The organism is Pseudoalteromonas sp. APC 3495 (assembly GCF_030407645.1).
Taxonomy (GTDB): Bacteria; Pseudomonadota; Gammaproteobacteria; order Enterobacterales; family Alteromonadaceae; genus Pseudoalteromonas; species Pseudoalteromonas tetraodonis.
In genome coordinates this window covers 65,553-86,219 of sequence record NZ_JASDDA010000001.1, presented here as the reverse complement: position 1 = coordinate 86,219, position 20,667 = coordinate 65,553, and the positions used below count along the sequence as shown (strand labels likewise).

General features: G+C 40.7%; 18 protein-coding genes. 9 read left to right on the top strand and 9 right to left on the bottom strand.

Features of this window, described 5'->3' with window-relative positions; translation table 11 throughout:
- Positions 1-9: 9 nt before the first annotated feature.
- A complete protein-coding gene (locus QL984_RS00360) occupies positions 10-2,166 on the bottom strand; it encodes a prolyl oligopeptidase family serine peptidase (RefSeq protein WP_290171842.1) in 2,157 nt (718 codons plus the stop codon).
- A gap of 157 nt (positions 2,167-2,323) precedes the next feature.
- On the opposite strand from QL984_RS00360, the gene QL984_RS00355 reads away from it, so the two are divergent.
- Both QL984_RS00355 and QL984_RS00350 read left to right on the top strand, forming a co-directional pair.
- Entirely contained in the window at positions 2,324-2,635 is a 312-nt protein-coding gene (locus QL984_RS00355; protein WP_013465102.1) for a DUF962 domain-containing protein, read from the top strand.
- Positions 2,636-2,812: 177 nt separating this feature from the next.
- Positions 2,813-5,368: a TonB-dependent receptor gene (locus tag QL984_RS00350; RefSeq protein ID WP_096038494.1), complete on the top strand. Its 2,556-nt coding sequence runs from the start codon at positions 2,813-2,815 to the stop codon at positions 5,366-5,368.
- Positions 5,369-5,696: 328 nt separating this feature from the next.
- Here the strand turns inward: QL984_RS00350 and QL984_RS00345 are convergent, their stop codons facing one another.
- From QL984_RS00345 to QL984_RS00335, 3 genes are all read right to left on the bottom strand, one after another.
- Positions 5,697-6,698, bottom strand: a complete 1,002-nt coding sequence (locus tag QL984_RS00345) for a branched-chain amino acid aminotransferase (protein ID WP_288369064.1) — start codon at positions 6,696-6,698, stop codon at positions 5,697-5,699.
- 225 nt (positions 6,699-6,923) lie between these two features.
- On the bottom strand, positions 6,924-7,976 hold the full coding sequence (locus tag QL984_RS00340; RefSeq protein WP_036954487.1) for an acyl-CoA desaturase: 1,053 nt from the start codon (positions 7,974-7,976) through the stop codon (positions 6,924-6,926).
- Complete coding sequence (locus QL984_RS00335) at positions 7,973-9,016, bottom strand: FAD-binding oxidoreductase (RefSeq protein ID WP_036954485.1); 1,044 nt, start codon at positions 9,014-9,016, stop codon at positions 7,973-7,975. The genes QL984_RS00340 and QL984_RS00335 overlap by 4 nt, the downstream gene beginning before the upstream one ends.
- Positions 9,017-9,382: 366 nt before the next feature.
- Between QL984_RS00335 and QL984_RS00330 the strand changes: the two genes are divergently transcribed.
- The 4 genes from QL984_RS00330 to QL984_RS00315 all read left to right on the top strand — a co-directional run bounded on the left by QL984_RS00330 (position 9,383) and on the right by QL984_RS00315 (position 12,054).
- On the top strand, positions 9,383-10,543 hold the full coding sequence (locus QL984_RS00330) for a PQQ-dependent sugar dehydrogenase (RefSeq protein WP_036954482.1): 1,161 nt from the start codon (positions 9,383-9,385) through the stop codon (positions 10,541-10,543).
- 91 nt (positions 10,544-10,634) lie between these two features.
- Positions 10,635-10,814, top strand: coding sequence for a DUF6435 family protein (locus tag QL984_RS00325; RefSeq protein ID WP_010390276.1), 180 nt, complete (start codon positions 10,635-10,637; stop codon positions 10,812-10,814).
- Positions 10,815-11,230: 416 nt separating this feature from the next.
- Positions 11,231-11,638: a GFA family protein gene (locus tag QL984_RS00320; RefSeq protein WP_013465110.1), complete on the top strand. Its 408-nt coding sequence runs from the start codon at positions 11,231-11,233 to the stop codon at positions 11,636-11,638.
- Positions 11,639-11,679: 41 nt separating this feature from the next.
- Entirely contained in the window at positions 11,680-12,054 is a 375-nt protein-coding gene (locus tag QL984_RS00315; protein WP_013465111.1) for a VOC family protein, read from the top strand.
- 68 nt (positions 12,055-12,122) lie between these two features.
- Here QL984_RS00315 and QL984_RS00310 read toward each other — a convergent pair whose 3' ends face one another.
- Together QL984_RS00310 and QL984_RS00305 are read right to left on the bottom strand one after the other, a co-directional pair.
- Positions 12,123-12,914 (bottom strand): SDR family oxidoreductase, encoded by a 792-nt coding sequence (locus tag QL984_RS00310; protein ID WP_013465112.1) that lies wholly within the window; start codon positions 12,912-12,914, stop codon positions 12,123-12,125.
- Between the two features lie 25 nt (positions 12,915-12,939).
- The gene (locus QL984_RS00305; protein ID WP_290171841.1) at positions 12,940-13,443 is read right to left on the bottom strand and encodes an Mpo1-like protein; all 504 of its coding nucleotides are present in this window, start codon (positions 13,441-13,443) and stop codon (positions 12,940-12,942) included.
- A 181-nt stretch (positions 13,444-13,624) separates the two neighbouring features.
- Between QL984_RS00305 and QL984_RS00300 the strand changes: the two genes are divergently transcribed.
- Positions 13,625-14,023 carry a hypothetical protein gene (locus QL984_RS00300; RefSeq protein WP_128583787.1) on the top strand — a complete coding sequence of 133 codons (399 nt, stop codon included), beginning with the start codon at positions 13,625-13,627 and terminating at the stop codon, positions 14,021-14,023.
- A gap of 339 nt (positions 14,024-14,362) precedes the next feature.
- On the opposite strand, the gene QL984_RS00295 is transcribed toward QL984_RS00300, so the two are convergent.
- Positions 14,363-14,779 (bottom strand): hypothetical protein, encoded by a 417-nt coding sequence (locus tag QL984_RS00295; RefSeq protein WP_290171840.1) that lies wholly within the window; start codon positions 14,777-14,779, stop codon positions 14,363-14,365.
- 125 nt (positions 14,780-14,904) lie between these two features.
- Positions 14,905-15,849, bottom strand: a complete 945-nt coding sequence (locus tag QL984_RS00290; RefSeq protein ID WP_290171839.1) for a LysR family transcriptional regulator — start codon at positions 15,847-15,849, stop codon at positions 14,905-14,907.
- A gap of 124 nt (positions 15,850-15,973) precedes the next feature.
- On the opposite strand from QL984_RS00290, the gene QL984_RS00285 reads away from it, so the two are divergent.
- Both QL984_RS00285 and QL984_RS00280 read left to right on the top strand, forming a co-directional pair.
- Positions 15,974-16,921 carry a sodium-dependent bicarbonate transport family permease gene (locus QL984_RS00285; RefSeq protein WP_058154774.1) on the top strand — a complete coding sequence of 316 codons (948 nt, stop codon included), beginning with the start codon at positions 15,974-15,976 and terminating at the stop codon, positions 16,919-16,921.
- A gap of 317 nt (positions 16,922-17,238) precedes the next feature.
- Complete coding sequence (locus QL984_RS00280; RefSeq protein WP_290171838.1) at positions 17,239-18,408, top strand: MFS transporter; 1,170 nt, start codon at positions 17,239-17,241, stop codon at positions 18,406-18,408.
- Positions 18,409-18,454: 46 nt separating this feature from the next.
- Here the strand turns inward: QL984_RS00280 and helD are convergent, their stop codons facing one another.
- The gene (gene helD, locus QL984_RS00275) at positions 18,455-20,578 is read right to left on the bottom strand and encodes a DNA helicase IV (RefSeq protein WP_290171837.1); all 2,124 of its coding nucleotides are present in this window, start codon (positions 20,576-20,578) and stop codon (positions 18,455-18,457) included.
- Between the last annotated feature and the right edge of the window lie 89 nt (positions 20,579-20,667).

The following is a 20,667-nucleotide window of genomic DNA, read 5'->3' as shown; positions in this document are numbered from 1 at the left end:
AAAGTCACATTAAAGTGATTTAATGCCCATGTTGTAAAGCGTAAAACCGTACATGTCGGCATAAAGGTCAATAATTTTACTGGTTGGCGTACCCGCACCGTGGCCTGCATTGGTTTCAATACGAATAAGCGTTGGATTAGTGCCCGCTTGCTTCGCTTGAAGCTCTGCTGCAAATTTAAATGAATGCGACGGTACAACGCGGTCATCATGATCGCCTGTAGTGATCATCGTCGCCGGATATTCAACCCCTGCTTTTACATTATGAATTGGCGAGTAGCCTTTTAAGTAATCAAACATTTCTTTACTTTGGTCGCTAGTACCGTAATCGTATGCCCAGCCAGCACCCGCTGTAAAAGTATGATAACGAAGCATATCGAGTACGCCTACCGCAGGTAACGCCACTTGAAATAAGTCAGGTCGCTGGGTCATTACGGCACCGACTAATAACCCGCCGTTTGAACCACCTCGCAGTGCTAGGCGCTTTTTAGAGGTGTATTTTTTATCTTGTAAGTATTGTGCAGCAGCAATAAAGTCGTCAAATACATTTTGCTTTTGCAATTGCGTACCTGCTTTATGCCACTCTTTACCATACTCACCACCACCACGAATGTTTGCCACTGCGTATACGCCGCCTTGCTCAAGCCAAGCCGCTGTTGTAGAGCTAAAGCGAGGTGTTAAGCTTATATTAAAGCCACCATAGCCATATAAAATAGTTGGGTTGCTACCGTCTAATTTAATATCACTTTTGTAAGTAATAATCATCGGTACTTTAGTGCCATCTTTAGAGGTATAAAATACTTGCTCAGAGGTATACTTATCGCTGTTAAAATCAATCCCTGACTTACGATATACTTTTGACTCACCACTTTGTACATCAAAGCTGTAAGTCGTGCCGGGTGTTTTGTAGTTAGTAAATGAGTAATAAAGCGTAGTTTGCTCTTTTTTACCGCCAAAACCACCCGCCGTACCGACCCCTGGTAAACTAATATCGCGGATCAATTCGCCCTGCTTGTTGTACTGCTTCACTTTAGAGATAGCATCAACCATGCAGTTGGCAAAGAATGTGTTACCGCCAAGCGTTACATTAAGTACGTTTTCGGTTTCTGGAATAAAGTCTTGCCAGTTTTCAGGTTGCGGGTTGCTTGCATCAACCGTCACTACTTTTTTATTTGGAGCATTTAAGTTAGTAACCAAAAATAGCTTGCTGCCTTCGTTATCAATCACGCTGGTATCAGAGTCGGTATTACCCACTACGGTAACAAACTCGCTATCTGGCTTAGTTAAATCTTTAATAAATAATTTATTGCCTGAGGTCGATACGCTAGCACTAATAAACAAATAACGGCCATCTTTGGTCGCTTTAGCGCCCACATAACGATGTTTTTGCTCAGCGGTATCGCCAAATACTAGCGCATCCTCGCTTTGGGCTTGGCCTAATTTATGATAGTACACTTTATGTTGATCAGTTTTTGCAGAAAGCTCACTGCCTTCTGGTTTGTCGTAGCTTGAATAATAAAAACCATCATTTGCCAACCAACTTACGCCACTAAATTTAACATCAACCAGTGCTTGCTCTACTTGCTCTTTGGTTTCGGTGTCTATAACAATGATTTTACGCCAATCACTGCCACCTTCCGATATTTGGTATGCTAACAATGAGCCATCTTCTGAAAATGATAAGCCCGACATTGAAGTGGTACCATCTTCACTAAAGGTATTAGGATCTAAGAAAATCTCAGCCTCGCCGCCGTCTTTACTGCGGTATAAAACGTACTGATTTTGCAGGCCATCATTTTTGTAAAAATAGGTGTAATCACCTTCGGTGAACGGCGCGCTGATTTTTTCGTAGTTCATTAACTTTTCAAGGCGCTGCTTTAACGTATCTCTGTACGGTATTTGCTCTAAATATGAAAAGGTTAGGTTATTTTGTGTTTTAACCCATTGAGCCGTTTCATCACTCATATCATCTTCTAACCAACGATACGGATCAGCCACATTTTCACCAAAGTAAGTGTCAACCACTGTGCCTTTTTTAGTTTCAGGGTAATCTAGAGAGTTAACTGCTTTCATTGCTGTTTTTACTTCATTTTGAGAGGTGTTTTCTGCAGGTTGTGAACAACCCGCAAGTGCGATTACAACCGCACAGGTAAGTGTTTTTTTTAGCATTGTTATTTTATTTCCTTGTTGATAATCACTCTAAGTTATTAACTTTTCCTGCTTTTGTCTATTAAGATGCGGTAAACGTCATTTATCGCTGTTAACCTGCGCTTAGTTACGCTTAAATACATTAATGAACAACGTTTAAACACCAATAGGCTAAGTAATGACAGAAACCCAATCCTTTAAAAGCTTTAAACGCTTTTACCCTTATTACTTAAAAGAGCATCGTAATCAAACCTGCCGTAGATTGCATTTTATAGGCAGTAGTTTAGTACTGTTACTGGCAGGTTATGCGTTTTTTAGCTCACAACTTATGTTGTTATGGTTATTACCAGTGATTGGTTATGGCTTTGCGTGGGTTGGGCATTTCTTTTTTGAAAAAAACCGCCCTGCTACATTTAAGCACCCGTTATATAGTTTATGGGGCGATTGGGTAATGTTTAAAGATATGCTCACAGGTAAAATTAAATGGTAAATGGCGACTTACGCTACAGGCTACTCAAATAGTCCACCTGCCGCTGTAAATAAATTGTAGATTGAATGTAATTCAATTGACCTTGGTTGTAAAAATGGTCTACCTTGACAACAGAAATTTCAATTAGTTCATTAACAATTGAATTACCTGTAGAGCATTGAATGAGGGAAACTAATCATGCAACTAAAACAGCTATTTACAGCAAAAAAAACCATTACACTCAGTGTTGCCGCTGCACTACTTGGCTCGTGGTCGGTAAATGCCGCACAGCAAGAAACACAAGCAGAAGAAAATATTGAACAAATTAGTGTAATTGGCTCTCGCCGACTCGGCCGCACAGTTGAAGACAGCCCAGTTCCGATTGATATCATTAGCGGTGATGCCCTAAAAAGTTCAGGGCAAACTGAAACCAATGCACTACTGAGCACTTTATTACCAAGCTTTAATTTCCCTCAGCCATCAATCACCGATGGCAGCGACCATGTGCGCCCCGCTCAACTGCGTGGCTTAGCACCTGATCACACCTTAGTGCTCGTAAATGGTAAACGTCGCCATAGTAATGCACTGCTTAATTTAAATGGTTCAACCGGTCGTGGGTCATCATCGGTTGATTTAAACGCTATTCCAGCCAATGCCATTGAGCGAATAGAAGTATTGCGCGATGGTGCCGCTGCGCAATATGGCTCAGACGCCATTGCCGGTGTGATTAATATTGTCCTTAAAAGTAATAGCAGTGGCGGCAGCCTAGGTGCTGTATATGGAGCAAACATCACCGAAATGCAGGGTGTGCCTCAACTAGAATCCGTTTCTGAAGATGCCAATGGCAACTTAGCCTTTAATGAAGGCAGCGACCGTTCGCTTACCGACGGCCACACCTTAACCCTGCAAGGTAATATGGGGTTTGAATTGGGCGATAACGGCTTTTTAAGTATTTCTACTGAATATCGCGACCGTAGCTCAACGAATCGCTCTGATTATGACCAGCGCGAAAATTACGCCCGCCTACCTGATGGCTCTCTTGATCCGCGTGAGTTCACATGGGATCGTTACAATCATAACTTTGGTAATGGCACCGTTGAAGACTTCGCGCTGTTTTATAATGCCGGTTATCAGTTAACTAACGATGCCGAGCTTTACTCGTTTGGCTCTTACAGCAAGCGTGAAGGCGAAGGCGGTGGTTTTTATCGTCGCGCACAAGACAGCCGTAACGTAACAGATATTTATCCTGATGGCTTTTTACCGGTGATCACCTCAGATATTGACGATTTTTCATTAGCACTTGGCGTAAAAGGTTTTGCTAATGAATGGAATTACGACGCTTCTGCTGTATACGGCCAAGATGCCTTTAACTTTGGTGTTATTGATAGCTTAAACACCTCATATGGACCTAGCAGTCAAACCAGTTTTGATGCCGGTACACTTACCTACGATCAGCTGACTATTAATCTTGATTTTAGCCGCGAGATTGATGCAGACTTTTTAGCTAGCGGAATTAACGTCGCAGTGGGCGCTGAGTATCGTCGTGAAGGCTACGAAATTCAGGCAGGCGAAGAAGCCTCATACGCACAAGGCACTTTTGGCCCTGGTGGCGCAGTAACCGACCCAGTTAATGGCCCATTTGGCTCTGCAGGTTCGCAAGTATTCCCAGGTTTCACACCTGAGTCTGCGGGTGATAACAGCCGCCATAATGTTAGCCTTTACATTGATTTAGAAGCCTTTATTACAGATAACTGGAACGTTGCCGTCGCTGCGCGTTACGAAGACTACTCTGATTTTGGCGATACGCTTAATGGTAAAATTGCCACACGTTATACGCTAACAGAAGATTTAGCATTACGCGGCTCTGTATCAACCGGCTTTAGAGCGCCCTCTCTGCAACAGCAATATTTTACTTCAGTGGCCACCGTGTTTGTTGATGGTATTCCAACACAAACAGGGACGTTTGCCCCAAGTAGTGATGTAGCCGTTGCATTGGGATCACCGGGCTTAGATGCAGAAGAAGCCACCAACTACGGGGTAGGTTTTACCTGGTCAACCGACTTTAATTTCAGCTTATCTGTGGATTATTACCAAATATTAATTGATGACCGTATTGTGTTATCAAATAACCTGTCGGGTGCAGGTGTAGCAAGCTTACTTGAGGGCACTGGAGCTAACCAAGGGCGGTTTTTCTTAAACGCGATTGATAGCAAAACCCGTGGCGTTGATGTGGTTGCCTCTTACAACCTAATGACCGATAACTACGGTGATGTAGCATTTAATTTAGGCTATAACTACGGCAAAAACGAAGTGACTAATATTATTGCCCCACCCGCTGAGCTACAAAGCGTAGGTGTTGAACAAGATAATTTGTTCTCGGGTAATGAACTGCGTCGTTTTGAAGTAAGTACCCCGCGTAACAAATACAACCTAAGCGCTACATGGACACTAAACGAATGGCGTACCACACTTCGCAGCACTCGCTATGGTGAAACACAAGACCCATCAGAAATTCCAGAGCGTAACGAAGTGCTCAAGCCAAAGTGGATCACCGACTTAGATGTTGCTTATGCACTTAATAACAACATTACTCTGAGCTTAGGCGCGAATAATGTGTTTGATGTATACCCAGATCCAACTCGGGATTTAGTGAGCGATGTAACCACTTTCTCTCGTTTGTTCTCTTACTCGGGCTTTTCGCCATTTGGTTTTAATGGCCGCTATGTTTACGGCAAAGTTGAAATGAAATTTTAAGCTGCAGCTAAAAACAAAAAGCCACACTATTTAGTGTGGCTTTTTAATAGATTAGGGTCTGTTGGTCTTTCAAGGTTAAATTTGCAGCAGTCTGTTTGGTATTTAGGCAAGGCAGAGCCTATGTGGTGTGGTTATTCCCCATAAATAGGCGATAACGCAGCATCAATGCCAAACAGGCGCTGCCCGAAGGGTTCTGCCTAGGGACGATTTACTCTTTGTTGCTCGGTTTTTACTTAGCCCACTAGGTTACAAACCTCGCGCCGCGATTAAACCGCCCCTAGTTTGAACAAATTTTAATCCGCAAAGGTCAACAGACCCTAGAACCCGATTAGATTTTAGTTAACCAACCGTGTGTATCTTCACTTTTACCCCATTGAATATCGTTCAATGCTTGGCGTAAACGTGCTGTTGTTGGTCCTGGTTCACCATTACCCACTTTGTATTCTTTATCGTTATGGATAAACGTACCTACTGGTGTTAATACTGCTGCAGTGCCTGAAAGTGCTGCTTCAGTGCCTGGTTTTGCTGCACGCTCTAAAAGCTCAGTTACGGTAAAGTTACGCTCGCTTACCGTCATTCCTAAATCTTTCGCAATGGTTAAAATACTATTACGAGTAACACCATGTAAAAAGGTGCTGTCGAGTGCTTTAGTAATGATTTCGTTGCCATCAATTAATATGAAGTTGGCCGCGCCGGTTTCTTGCACATCGCCACCTGGGCAAAATAAAATTTGGTCGGCTTTATATTTAGTGCGCGCTGCTGATATTGGGCCAAGCGCGCTAGCATAGTTACCACCGCTTTTAATCATACCCATATGCGGGGCACAGCGCATGCCGTCTTCTTCTAATAAAACACGTAACGCGGTAGCACCACCTGAAAAGTAGTCACCCACTGGCGATAATAACGTATAAAGCAATGAGCTCATTGAAGGCGCAGCCGCTTTGCCAATGGCAGCTTCAGTACCAATGTGGGTTGGGCGAATATACATAGAACCAGGAGGAAGCGGCGTTTCATCGGCGTATTCACGAACAATATCGATGATCATTGTTTTTAGCATCTCGCCATCAACCGCTGGTAAACTTAATAATTCAGAACTTTGCTGCATACGCGCAATATTTGCATCCATTCTAAAAATATTTACCGAACCATCTTCATGGCGAAAGGCTTTTAAACCTTCAAAACATGTACTTGAATAATGAAGAACGTGTGCACCTGCATGCAACTCAAGCTTATCGCAAGGAACAATTGAGCTTTCGCCCCACTGATTGTCAGAAAACTTAGCTTGAATCATCTGCGGCATAAACACAGTACCAAATGCGGCCATTTTTATTCTCTCTTGTGTGGTCTATTTTTCTCCATTGTATGACAACCCGCTACTATTTAACCATAGCAAAACAGGCTGTTTTTAAATTAATTAGACGAATTTTTTGCATGTACTGATGATTATTTAATCAAAAAAGCACTTGCTAACTCTTTAATGCAATAATCAGCTAACAATTTAAGGCTAGCTGATTATTTAATGCATACATTATAGTAGCGGCTATTTTATTAACCTCTATTTAAATGAATAACGAAATATACGTTTTAACACCGAGGTATATTGGTGAAAAAAACCGCCGGTGTTGTATGCAATGCCCTGCTTTTGTAAAGCAGCTTGCACTTGTGGTGCTATTTCTTGGTAGCGTGACGATGGCATATCAGGAAATAAGTGGTGTTCAATTTGAAAACTTAAATGCCCCGTTAAAATATGAAACCAACGCGCCCCTTTAATGTTTGACGACCCAAGCGCTTGGCGATAATACCACTGACCCTGGCTTTCGTTTTCACAATCTTGCTCGTAAAAGGTATGCGTTTGCTCGGTAAAATGGCCACAAAAAATAATGGTTGATGTCCATAAATTACGAATTAGGTTCGCCAATAAGTTACCGCTTAGCACCCATAAAAACAGAGGCCCCGCTAAAAGTGGAAACAGCACATAGTCTTTAATTAATTGGCGCGCCCCTTTACTAAAAAAGCGTTTTTTTAACGTACTATGCGCTACAGCCCCTTTGCGGTTTGGCTTCTTTTTACCTATAAACACACGCTCACCCGCCAGCTCATGGTACGACACGCCCCACTGAAATAGCACACTTAAATTTAAATAGGTAATAAACTGCCAAGTATTTTTTAAACGCCATTTAAAGTCATTACTTAATCTTAATAAGCCATAACCAAAATCGCGGTCTTTGCCAATAATATTAGTGTAAGTATGGTGCTCAAAATTGTGTACTCGGTTCCAACTTTGGCCGTCGCAGGCTATATCCCACTCGTATGTTTTTGAATTAAGCTGTTTGTCGTTCATCCAATCGTATTGACCATGCATTACATTGTGGCCAATTTCCATGTTGTCGAGAATTTTAGCCAAAGCCAGTAACAACACACCCGCCACCCACAATAAAGGCTGTACAAAACCAAGCATTAATAAAATGCGCCCACCTATTTCGCACAGTCGCTGCTTGCGGACAATAGAGCGTATATAATTAGCATCCTTTTGCCCTACTTTGGCAAACGTCGACATTTTTATGCCATCTAAATCTTCGGCTAATTGTTGATAATTTATGGTTGTCATAGCTGTAACTCCAAATCACTGACCGCTTGGCTAACACACAGTTGAATTAACTGCTCGCCGTTATCTGATAACTCACCGGTTTTTAAATTGCGCACCACGCCCGTTTTTTTAATGCACTGGCATTGATGACAAATACCAATCCCACACCCTCGCTGCACAGGTAGTTTTTTTGCCTCAAACTGAGTTAACAACACCTCATTCGCTGCTACGTCGTGGTGATCATTATTAATTTTTACAGTAAATTGACTGTCATCATTTAAGCTTGGCAATGCAAGGCCAAAGGCTTCTTGGTAATAGGTTAAATGATGCTGGTTTGCAAAATGTGCAATTTTTTGCATAAACGCTGCTGGCCCACAGCAGTAAATATCAGGATTGTCATCGATGTTTATATGCGTAGTTAATTGCGGGCTCATATCGCGAGTGAGTAACAAGTAAGAAAAATGCGCATAACGCTCTGCTAATGCGGCAAGTTCTTCAACGCATTGGTGCTCATTAGCTTTTGCAAAATACAGTAATTTGATAGTGTGCTGAGTATTTGCTAATTGCTGGCTAAGCATTGCCAGCATAGGTGTAATACCCGAGCCACCAGCAACAAAGGTGCTGGCTTTATGCCAGCTTTTAAATACAAAGTCGCCACTTGGCGCAGAAATATTACACCACGACGGCGCCTTTAATGTGCTTTGCAACTGAGCTGTAAAACGTCCTTGCTCATTGGTTTTAATTAAAACTCGCAGCAATCCGGTTGCTTTGTATTGCGCGGGGCTGCAAGCAATCGTAAATACACGGGTAAGCAAACGCCCGTTGAGCTCAAGCGTTAAACTAATATGCTGGCCCGCAATGTGGGCGCGCCACTGTTTATTGGGTTTAAGCGTTACACTTAAAAACTGACCACTCAACGCGTGTACATCAACAATTTGCGCACGAAAAAAGCCGGCTCGCCATGCAGGTTTAACGACCTGTATTAAAGGCTCTATGTAAGCGGCAAAGCTTTGATGGTGTAAAAACCATTTTGAAAATTGGTCTAATACCGAAGTTAGCATGGTTATTAATTCTCTACTTAAATCGACTACCCATCACTTTGTGTTAAGCGAATTCACGCAAACACATGTGCTGGGCTTTAAATGTTTGAGCCTACACGTGTAAGCTAAACTTTCAGCGCACAAGTGTACGCTCGAATTTTTAAATTTCAACCCTAATAGAGTAATTATTCAATTTTTTTAAAGCGGTCTTTAATTCCTATACCCGTAAAGTTAGTTAAACACCTGAGGGACATAAACAAACTCATTAAGCTAAAAACCAACATTAAAGCGGTTAAATAGCGTGCAATTTCATTCATCCCAAATACTTAACACTGTGATTAATAGCGTGCTAAGGTGGTTAAAATTTAGTTAATTTTGGAAGCCATTATGAACAAAGTAACAACGCGTAAAAAATTTTCTACACTCGCCACAGCCAGTTGTGCATTGGCATTTTCGGCGCTTACCAGCCTTAGTGCTCATGCAGTTGATTTTAAAGAACTAGATAAATTAGCGCTTAATGTAAAACCGGTCACTGTTGCCCAAGGGGTTTCTATTCCCTGGGCTATTGAGGCTCTACCAAACGGTGATTTATTAATAACCGAGCGCAGTGGCACCTTATATTTATTGCGTAAAAATACCACCAGCTTAACTAAAATTTCTGGGCTACCTAAAATTGATGCCAACGGCCAAGGCGGCCTACTTGATTTAGAGCTGCATCCTGATTTTGCTAATAATCAATGGCTGTATATCACTTACTCAAGCAGTGAAGGTGACGGTGCTGGCAGTAACACCGCACTTATGCGCGCAAAATTAAGTAACGATCACAGCCAATTACGCGAGCCACAACAATTATACAAAGGCGAGCATAATTCTAAAAAAGGCCAGCACTACGGCAGCCGTATTGTGTTTGATAACCAAAACTATGTGTATTTTTCGATTGGCGATCGCGGCTCACGAGATATTAACCCACAAGATTTAAGCCGCGATGGCGGTAAAATTTATCGTTTACACGACGATGGTAAAATTCCAACCGACAACCCATTTGTAAACCAAAAAGACGCAAAACCAGCGATTTGGTCATACGGGCATCGTAACCCACAAGGCATGTGGTTCGATGGTGAAAATAATGTATTTTGGGCACACGAACACGGCCCCCGTGGCGGCGATGAGCTTAATATGATTAAACCTAAAACTAACTACGGCTGGCCAGTGGTAAGCTATGGTATTAACTACAGTGGCACCTCGTTTACCGATTTAACCGAAAAATCAGGCATGCAAGCGCCCACATTACAATGGACACCCTCTATTGCTCCTTCAGACATGCTGCTCGTAAAAGGTGACAAATATCCTGAGCTTAAAGGAAAATTTTTAATCGCTTCAATGAAATACGCGTTTATTAGCGTACTTGAAATAGCAGATGGCAATGTCGTTAAACAAAGTAAATTACTGGAAGGCATTGGTCGTATTCGCAGTCTAGCACAAAGTGATGATGGCACTATTTACTTAGGATTGGACGGCCAAGGCATTATGCGCCTTGACCCACAATAATCTTTTAATACGCTATTACAGTAACAGCAAACTTTTTGCGTCTTCACTGCGTATTGTTAATGTAACTAGCTAATAAACAACGAGGGTGTTGATGTTTTCATTTTTAAAGCCAGATCCAATCAAAAAATTACGTAAAGAATACGACGCAAAATTAGAACAAGGCATGCAAGCGCAAAGAAAAGGCGATATAAAAAGCTACGCTATGTTAACCGACGAGGCTGAAAAAATTTGGAATGAAATAGAAGCGCTCGAAGCCAAAAAAGCCAAGTAAACATTAAACCTAATAAGTTTAAACTTATCCCCCGCATTAACAGTGCGGGGTTTGTATTTCCCCGACTAAATAACTTCGATAAACATTTATCCAACTAAGTAAAATTAGATACACTTCTTATAAGTTCACTTTGCATTTCCCCCATCACGTTATTACAGCCCTATTAGTGCGACACTCAAAAGCCATTTTATTTCTCGCATAATCAGTTGTTTACATTAAAGTTAATTAGTGAAATTATTTACCTAATACGACAAGGACTTGATGAATTGTTTGAAATAGCAAACCATTTAAGCGCTAATGGTTATGTGGATACGAGAAAAGCATTTTTAGTGGGGTGTAATCAAGCCATAAAGCGTCAACAATTTACTGGCAAGAATACAATATAACGAACAAATTATATAAACCAAGGAATACAGATGTACACAGGTAGTTGTTTATGTGGCTCAATCAATTTTTCAATTAATGGTAATGTTACTGATATTATCCATTGTCATTGTTCGCTTTGCCGTAAGGCCAGTGGCAGTGCCTTTGCTACCAATGGGTTTATTAATGCCAGCGAGTTGACGTTAACTGACAAAAACGGAACCCTCACCTTTTACCAAAGTAGTGAAGGTAAACGTAAGTACTTTTGTAAAACCTGTGGTGCACCAATTTATAGTGCTAATGCACAATCTCCTCAAAGATATCGCCTTCGATTAGGCGCGTTGACCTGCGATATTACAGAGCGACCAATATCGCACAATTTCATCACCTCAAAAGCTAATTGGGAAGATTTAGATGCTCAGCTTCCTCGTTATGAGGGACATGAGCCAGGGCGAAAGTAAATCGCCATAAATTTATCTATTTTTTTGTAGTGGGAGTTTACATGAAACTGAATCAAGTAACTTTGCCAGTCAAAGATATGAATGAAGCGGTGAGTTTTTATCGCTCACTTGGCTTTACCCAAATTGTTGACACACCTCATTATGCACGTTTTAGTTGCCCTGAAGGTGACTCTACATTTTCATTGTCTCTAGAGAGTGAATTTTTTGAAAATCATTCTGTAATTTATTTTGAAAACGATGACCTTGAGCAATTGTGCCAACAGTTGATCAAAAAGGGGATCGTATTCGAACAGCAACCCACAGAGCAAAGGTATCTATGGAAAGAAGCGATTTTAAGAGACCCTTCAGGCAATAAAATTAAACTCTACAAAGCTGGAGAAAATCGATTAAACCCACCTTGGAAAGTACAAAAATAGCTATTAACTTTACACGAATCAGCATTGCGCTCAGGGGCTCAATGCTGGTGTTTAAGTACTGTACTTAGTTATTTATATTCTACCTTAGCGGTTAATCGATTAAATAAACTAGGGAAAAACCGTTTTATAAACGGTGCCCAACCGCTTAACCCTTGGCCTATTACCACTTCGTCTTTTTTATTATAGATTGCGGTGAGCATTTTCGATGCGGCTACATTTACATTCATACCATTTTCTATTGAAGGCTCAGGTTTGTTTTGTGCCTCTCCTTGCCCGTTCAATGAATTATGGGCAATCGCTGTTTTAATTGAGCCAGGGCAAATAGTTAAGCAATGTATATTGTGCTGCGCGACTTCGGCGCGTAAGCAATCCATAAAGCCTACTACAGCGTATTTACTGCCTGAATAACCCGTTCTAAACTTAGAGCCCACTTTGCCTGCCACGCTACTAATAGCCACTACAGAGCCGCTTTTTCGCGCCACCATTGAAGGTAGCACTGCTTTAGTGAGTGCAATTAAACCAAAGTAATTTACTTCCATGAGTTGGCGGTACACTTTAAAGTCATTTTCTAAAAATAAACTACGCTGTGATACGCCACCATTATTTATTAAAATATCAATTGGGCCTAAGCTATCTATTTGCGCTGATACATCCTGCAGTACAGTTTCGGGCTTTGATAAATCAAGGGGAATAACACGATGCCCCTCGCCTTTTATCTCGTCTTTTACTTGGTTGAGTTTATCGATATTTCGCGCTGATAAAATAACCTTCGCACCTTGCTCTGCAAATTGTTTTGCAAGCTCTTCACCAATACCTGATGATGCACCGGTGATCCACACTGTTTTATTATTATAATCCATGGTTTACCTTATAGTCTTTGACTGATTATGCTTTAGTTGGGCCCGCTATTTCATTAACTTGCTGTTCTAAATTTTTATAAAAACCCATTAAAAATAACAGCTCTGCGGTGACATACAAAGGGCCAATAATTAAACCCACTAAATCATCAACAAAGGCGGGCTTTTTGCCTTCAAAATAATGACCAATAAACTGTAACACCCAGCCAAATACAAACACACCCACACCAATCGTCAGCCAAGATGTAAAGGGCATTGCGGCGATAGGCTGCGCTGCCACTAACAATAAAGTAAAAATGATGCCCATGATTAAACCTAGCGAAAAGCTAAGCATAAAATAGTAAACCACACTGACAAGGACAAAAAGCTGCGCCCCATCGACATTAAAACTCCCTAGAGGAATTTCAACACGCGCTAGTAAGCACAATGCAGCAAATACAATCAGTGGAATACCAAAAAAGTGAGTTAATACGTTACGCTTTGAACGATGATACAAGCCATACTGGCCAAGTTGTTGTTGTAGAGTTTTCATAGGTTGATCCCGTTGTTATTTTTATAAGCAAAGTTCACCTTATAAAAAAGTGCGCACAATAACAACAAATACCGATAGTTATAAATTAAAAGGCTTACTAATGGCTCTTTAATTGGGTATTGATGTAAACTATTTAAAATAAATGTTTAACTGTTGGCCCTTGTAATATAAGGAAATCATCATGTTATTAAAAGCTCTAGCCATAGGCTTATTACTTGCTTTAGGCGAGATAATTAATGGCAACATTCGGGTGCGAGTTCTGCATCGATTATATGGGCAACGACGCGCTAAAACACTTAGTTTACTCTCAGGCATCGCCATTATTTTTGCTATAGCTTGGTTAGCCCTGCCATGGGTTGCCCCTACAAATTACCTAGATTGTTTTAAATTAGGCTCAATGTGGCTAATAATAATGCTTAGTTTAGATATTTTTGTGGGTAGGTATTTATTTAAATATAAATGGCACAGAATTTTTGATGACTTTAATCTCTTTAAAGGCAACTTGCTTAGTGTAGGCATGTTGATACTTTTTATATGCCCAAGCTTGGTTTTTTGGTTGCAGATGAAAGTTATGGTTTAGATCACTTCTCTAAAAGCGCAGCGTCTCTTCGCTCTCTTTGTAAATTGATCATAAAAACAGTATGAACTGAGAGACTTGAATGAGAAGAAAATGAGAAGCCATAAAAAGTATGCTTTAGATCACTGCTCTAAAAGCGCAGCGTCTCTTCGCCCTCTTTGTGCATTGATCATAAAAAACAGTATGAACTGAGAGAATTGAATGAGGAGAAAATGAGAAGCCATAAAAAGTATGCTTTAGATCACTGCTCTAAAAGCGCAGCGTCTCTTTGCCCTATTTGTGCATAATTCACTTAAAATCTATTTAAAGTCAGGAGTAAATGAGCTTGCAACGTGTCGTTATCTAAGCTAACGCGGTTACAAGTTTGCCTTTTTCATGCGTAGGTTGCATGGCCATTCGATCAGTGCCTTTTTCGTATTCTTGCTCCAGCATTTTTTGTAACTCTGCAAGCTGCTCTTTAATGGTGTCTATATCCGCACCTTGCTCTTGAAGTTTTTCTGCCAATGCTTCGATTGCTGCTTTTAACTCAGCAATTTTTTCTTTATCAACCCCTAATCGTTGATAAATAAGCGCCTCTTGCGCATTTTCTAAAAAGCTTTTGTCTTGTGGCTTAGTGCTTGCGATTTGTGTTTGTTCGCTATCGCTGGTTTTAGCTGTTGCCGCAGGGCCAGAAGTTGCCGCTACTTCGTCAGCTTTTGCCGGTTTATTTATTGTACTAACATAAGTATTGTATTGATTTTTAAAGGTTATTGATGTCATCAGCTCAAATCCATTTTTGCGTTAAAATATCTATCTTTAACTATTTTCACTTAGATACTTGTATGTGAATAACTACAGCAACTTTAATACCAACTTATATTTGTTATTCGCTTCGCTTTAACTCTTTATTTTAAATTAAGCCCATTTAGCTCATTACGCACCCATTGCTTATCGAGATATTGCTCTAAATTCAGCTGGGCAAATTTTAAAAAGCTGCGCGCAGCATGAGAAATATGCCTGTCTGTGCGCACTACAAAATACCAATGGCTGGCTAAGCAGGTGTCGGTTACATTGAGCACTTTAAAACTGTTATCGCCTTTTGGTAATACATGATGGGAAAGCACAGCAATCCCCATTCCCGAGGAAACAGCAACTCGTATGGCTTCGTTACTGGCCATTTGCACACTATCACTAAGGACTAAACCACGGCTTTGTAATTCGCTTTCAAAAAGCATACGCGTAGCAGAGCCTGGCTCTCTTAATAAAAATCGATATGGCATTAAATCAGCTAATGTTAATGCTTTTACATCGGCAAGCGGATGATCAAGCGGCACAATAAAAACTAAGGGGTTATGTAAAAAACGCGCAGCTTGGGCATGTTCAAGTGATGGTGGGTGGCTAAACACATAAATATCGTCTTCTCCACGCTCAAAACGCGCTAACACTGCAGAGCGGTTGCCAATTTCCAATGGCAGCTCTACATGGGGATGGGCATTACTGTAAGGCCCAAGTAACTTAGGCAAAATATATTGTGCAGTGTTTACCATGGCAATTTTACAGCGCCCGCGCTCCCCGCCTTTAAGCTCGGCTAAATAGTCTTGGTAATCATCAAAGTGCCCAAACACTTGCTCACAAGTTCTAAATAATTGTAAGCCAGCCTCGGTAACCTGTAATTTTTGCTGTTGCATAACAATTAAAGGCTCATTAACGGCTTCTTGTAAGCGCTTAATTTGCAAAGAAACGGTAGGCTGGGTTAAATGCAATTGCCGAGCTGTTTCGCTAATGGAGCCGGTTTTAACTACACTCATAAAGACTTCGAGTAGTCTAAATGATAGCTGCCTTGTGTTCATTATTCACCTCATAGATTTTTATCTATAAGATACTATCATTCATTTTATTATTTACTATACAAAGATAGGCTTACAATAGCGCCGCTTAACAAATTGAGTAACTAATAACAAAAAGGAGAACAGTGTGCCTGATATCGTAGTGATGTTTTTTATTTTAGGATTAGTGGCGGGGATTTTACGTTCTGATTTAGCAATACCTAAAGCCACTTATGACACGCTAAGTCTATTGTTAATGCTCACCATAGGGTTAAAAGGTGGCATGGTGCTGCATGGTAACTTAAGCTGGCAGCTTCTTCCTGAAATGGCCTCGGTTATGTTACTCGGTGGTCTTATTCCCCTTACTCTTTACCCTATTTTAAAATATGTTGTTAGACTCAGTGTGGCCAATAGCGCCAGTATTGCTGCGCATTATGGCTCGGTAAGCGCAGGTACCTTTGCAGTTGCATTGGCTTATGCAGAGTCAGCTAAATTAGAGGTAGGTGCTGAGGTTACACTGTATTTAGTGATGCTCGAATTACCTGCCATTATTGTCGGTTTAATGCTGTATCGTAAACTCGACAAACAACATAGCCAAAGTAATACACTGTCGCTCAAAGCGCTTTGGCACGAAACACTTACTAACAAAAGCGTGATTTTGTTAGTTGGCGGTGTGATCATCGGAATGATGTACGGCACACAGCAAGGCAGTCAAGTAACCAGTCTTTTAACCAGTAGTTTTAAAGTAGTACTGGCATTGTTTTTACTTGAAATGGGTTTAGTGGCTGCGCAAACTCTGCGCCCATTTCCTTGGCAGCATTGGAGACTCGCTGCATTTGCTATTATTACTCCGCTATTTTTAGGTGCTATCGGCGTGGCTGTAGGCACACTATTAAAATTAGAATTAGGCTCGGTAGTGATACTCGGTAGCTTAGTGGCTAGTGCGTCTTATATTGCAGCCCCTGCGGCAATTAAAGCAGCCGTTCCCAAGGCTGATATTGGCCTAGCTATGCTCAGCTCTTTAGGGGTAACGTTTCCGTTTAATGTGATTGTTGGTATTGGTTTGTACCATAAGCTTGCGCTTGCCATGCACTAAAATAAACACCAATAAAAGCCCATTATGGGCTTTTATTTTTTAACTATATCCCGCCATTACTACGTTATTACCCTCTATAAAAACTCAACAAATATAAAACAAAAACGCTTACTTATTTCTACAATCAGATTGCAATTAAGCGATTAGTTTACGTAAAAAAACATTTTAAAAATTATTTTGATTGAGCAATTAAAAAACACTTTACTTGGTATAAAAAGCAGCATAAATTCGCAGCCAAATTAACCTGCTTCAAATAATCGCGCCACTATCACACCTAAATCAGCAATTATTTAAACCCTTTTTATCGGAATAATCTAATGGTGGAACTTGCCGCTAATAGTAAATCAAATAATCCTTTAGCCCCTGTTATTGGTTTATCTTTTTTTGCTATTGCTTCGGGCTTTTTAATGAGCCTGATCCCGTTATCACTGAGTCCTTTTAAGTTAAGTATTGATCTTGCGCCTTGGCTTGCCAGCGTCTTTTATTTTGGTTTACTTATTGGCGCGCTGTGTATTGAGCGTGTGGTAGTAAAAATTGGCCACCGTATGGCATTTATCGCATTTTTAATGTTGCTGATCATCAGTGTTATTGCACAGATCATTTCCCCTACAGCCACAATGTGGTTAATTGCTCGCTTTGTTGCTGGTATTGCTGTTGCGGGAGTATTTGTAGTGGTTGAGTCGTGGTTGTTAATGGCGAATACACCTAAGGCGCGAGCTAAACGCTTAGGTTTATATATGACCTCTTTATATGGTGGCAGCGCTGTGGGGCAATTAGCAATCACACCGCTTGGCACTGAAGGTGCCGTACCGTATTTATTTGTCGTGGCCCTTTTGGCGTTGGCTATTTTAGCTCCATTATTAATTACCACAGGCCAACCTAATGCTCAGCAATTACAAAAGCTGCCACTTAAAGAGTTAAAAACTCTAAGCCGCCCTGCTATTTTAGGCTGTTTAGTATCAGGATTATTACTAGGCCCTATTTACGGATTATTACCTGTTTATATAACCGCGCAAACTGATCAAGCCCAATATACCGGCTTACTTATGGCGGTGATTATTTTAGGTGGCATGCTGGTGCAACCTTTAGTGAGTTATTTATCAACCCGTATTATAAAAAGCTTACTTATGGCTATTTTTTGTTTTGTTGGTGCTGCCAGCGTAATGGGAATATTAAACGCGCATAGCTTTGGCGGATTAGTTGTAAGTTACTTTGTATTAGGTGCGTGTAGTTTTGCACTTTATCCGATTGCGATTACTTTAGCGTGCGACTCGTTACCTATGGCAAAAATAGTGTCAGCCACTGAAATAATGCTGCTCAGCTACAGTGTCGGCTCTGTATTAGGCCCGTTGTTGGCAACGCATTTTTCTGATGCAAGCCATGGTGTGCTTATTTATTTAGGTGGTTGTTTAATTACCACCTGTATTTATATGCTCATAAAAAGTATGAAAAAAATACCCACAGGTAACACCCCTGTTGCAGGTTAACTAACGCAATAGACCGCTTAAGCTTTTTCGTTTGCCACTAAGCGGTTTATACCTGCGCTACCACTTTACTAGCTATGTTTTTTAACTCTTTTAGCTCAATTTGATGCTCGTTTATGAGCTCGTCAACAAAACAGCTGCGGTTGTTGTCATCACTTATGATAAACACCTTGTGTTTAGCACGAGTGAGCGCCACATAAAATAAGCGTCGCTCTTCGCTATGGGCATACAAATCTTTAGCGGGTAAGAGAGCTTCTAACATTGCAGGCGATGGCTTAGTGCTCGGAAATCCAGATTGCCCGCCATGCATACCTAATATAACTACATAATCGGCTTCTTTACCCTTTGAACCATGAAAGGTATCACACTCAATTTGTAATGAAGAAAAGGTGTGCTGCAAGGCGTTAATATCGGCTTTAGTAGGTAACTGAAAGCGATAGCGTGCCAGTAAATACACAACAGCGGGCTTATTTTTGTTGATAGTGTCGAGTAAATGGGCAAGTGCCCCATTATTTAGCTCAGCTATTTTTGTATTTTTGCTTGAGACAACATTCGCTGTTTTTAATACGCTAATAGCGGGCTTTGTCACTTGTGATAACGAGTTAATTTGCTTAGCTAACTGGGCAGGGTTTTTCATGATAAAACATGAAGCAACCTCACTAATTTTATTATTAAAACGAAACGTAACATCCAGTATGGTTTGTGTGGTAAAACCAAAATGTGCGGCAAATTCTGTGGTCAGGCGCATATCAGCACCACTAAAACGGTAAATAGCTTGCCAGTCATCGCCTACTACAAACAATGAGCTTCTAGGCTTACTATCGCGCAGCGCTTTAACCAGCGCCGCACGCGTAGGCGATATATCTTGAAATTCATCAACCATGATATAACGCCAAGATGATATAAACTTTCCTGTATTAACATAATCGAGGGCTTTGAGGATCATATCGTCAAAGTCTATTTCACCTTGAGTATGTAAATAATGGTTATAGTTGGCTAATAATGGCTTTAATAATTTCCAAGCCTGCTGTATCTGCTTTGAATCGTTCTCAAGCGTTATATTTGCTGTTTTATACACGCTAATTAATTGACTAAATAAAGTCGCTAATTTGGTTAAATAACCGCCAGCTTTTATCTCTTTTAGAAGCGCTATATGATTAGGCTTTGCAGTGCTTAATTCAAACCCACTTTTAACGTCATTAAGATTGTTATTTATATAGTTTACCAATGCTTTAGCATACTGTGGCTTAGCATTAGCAAGCGATTCAAAACACCCTTCAACCCATTTTATTTTAGCTTTTTCGTTTTCAGCAAGTTTAGATATTTTAGGCGTTTTTCTCTCAACCTCACTAATAATTGTTAAACCTAAGCTGTGAAAAGTAGCGGTTTTTATAGCCTGTGTATTCAGCTTAGCTTTAATACGTTCGTCCATTTCACTGGCAGCTTGCTTACCATAGGCGAGTAATAAAATATCATCGTAATTAGCTTGCTCACTGTTAACTAAATAGCCCGCTCGCGCAACCATTACACTGGTTTTACCTGTGCCGGCACCTGCTAATACGAGGTTATTATCGTCATCAATAATGCATGCCCGTCTTTGCTTCTCAGTAAGTGGGTTTGCTTCAACGTTATCGAAAAAACCAGCATAACGCTGCAACTGTGTCTGTGTGTATTTATGCTGTAAAAAGCGAGTTAATGGATCGCTCCACTGACTATATTGTTCGAGCAGTTTTATTTGCGTGCTAACAACAGCCAATGCCTCACTCTTTTTTATCCAAGGTAACCAGCGGTTGTATTGTTGTTTAACGCGCTGTTTTATATCTGCCACATAGGATTGACGCAAAAATTGATGATGTGCAAATTGGTTAATATTTTCTAGCAGCTCATTTAATGGTTCAATATTATTATTGACCCATAGCTGATCCGTCTTAGCTTTAAGTATTCGGTGACTGCCATAAGCCCTCATCCACACTCGATACTGCCCAGACTGTGTTGAAAAACGTAGTGTTTGTCCAAGCACCCCATATTCATAACAAATAGGCGAGGTTAAATCGCACCAATTCAGTGTATCTGTGTGCTTTTTGTTGTTAATGACTAAACCTTGTTGATTAATATCAACAGCGAGGTGTGGGGTAAAAAGGCGGCCAAATACGCTGGGGAAAATAGAATTCATTAACAGCAGAATTCCTTTATAAAAATGAACCAATTAACGCTATTTTAAGGTAATACGCGCTGTAAGGATAATAAATCTGGCGGTAAAAT